Origin of the sequence: Pseudonocardia nigra, assembly GCF_019396355.1 — a bacterium.
Classification (GTDB): domain Bacteria; phylum Actinomycetota; class Actinomycetes; order Mycobacteriales; family Pseudonocardiaceae; genus Pseudonocardia; species Pseudonocardia nigra.
In genome coordinates this window covers 1-816 of sequence record NZ_JAHKRK010000534.1, presented here as the reverse complement: position 1 = coordinate 816, position 816 = coordinate 1, and the positions used below count along the sequence as shown (strand labels likewise).

Here is an 816-nt window from a genome sequence, read left to right as displayed (position 1 = left end):
ACCCGCTGGCGGGCGCTGCAGCGCATCACTACCAGCCCGTCGAAAATCGGGCGGATCGTCGCAGGAGCACTCGTGCTCACCCACTTCGAACACCAACTCCGAAACCAATCTTGCTGAGATCACCTCACTGTGCGCATCTGGACAATTCCGGGAGATCTGGAAGGACGTGAAAACCTTGGGGTGAGGGGTAGTGTGCGATGACCTGCTGCTCCACCTCGGTCACATCAAGTGGCTCGGGAGACGGGGTGCACGAGGACGAACATCATGCCCAGGTCACTGCAGCGACGCAAGGGTGTCGTGTTCGCATCCGATGCGATTTCACTCAGAAGCGTTGTACGCAACAGTCGATGGGTTCTTCGCTGGTGGACGTGGCGATGGGGATCCTGCTGCGCACCTGGACCTGGGCCTGACTGTCGAGAACGCCGGACGGGGCCGAGTTGAAGGGTGTGGTGCAGGACTGAAAGGATCACTGCTGCGCTGATGGTCTTTCATCAGGGGTGAACAGCGAGGGGGCGAGTTGACGCTCGCGGTGGTGCGTTCTCTGCGGGAGCCGCGGGCGCCGGCGACGGAGGAGCAGCTCGCCGACTTCGAGCTGGATGTGCTGGCCGGGTTCGTGCTCGCGCGGCAGTCGGCGGGGCTGGCGGATAGCACGATCCGAGGCGACACCAATCATCTCGAGTCGGTGCGCAGGCAGGGCCCCGGCGTTCTTGCCGTTTGGGTCTGATGTCCGTTTTGCCCCTGGTGGTGGACTCGTTTGAGGGGCCGGTGTGAGGGGCGAGCGCGACCCCTGGTGATCTTTCAGGTGTTGAAGCCGAA

At 63.0% G+C, this 816-nt stretch carries 1 protein-coding gene; it reads left to right on the top strand.

Annotated elements, in window-relative coordinates:
- The first annotated feature begins 517 nt into the window (after positions 1 to 517).
- Positions 518 to 724, top strand: a complete 207-nt coding sequence (locus KME75_RS42055) for a hypothetical protein (protein WP_246633858.1) — start codon at positions 518 to 520, stop codon at positions 722 to 724.
- Positions 725 to 816 lie beyond the last annotated feature (92 nt).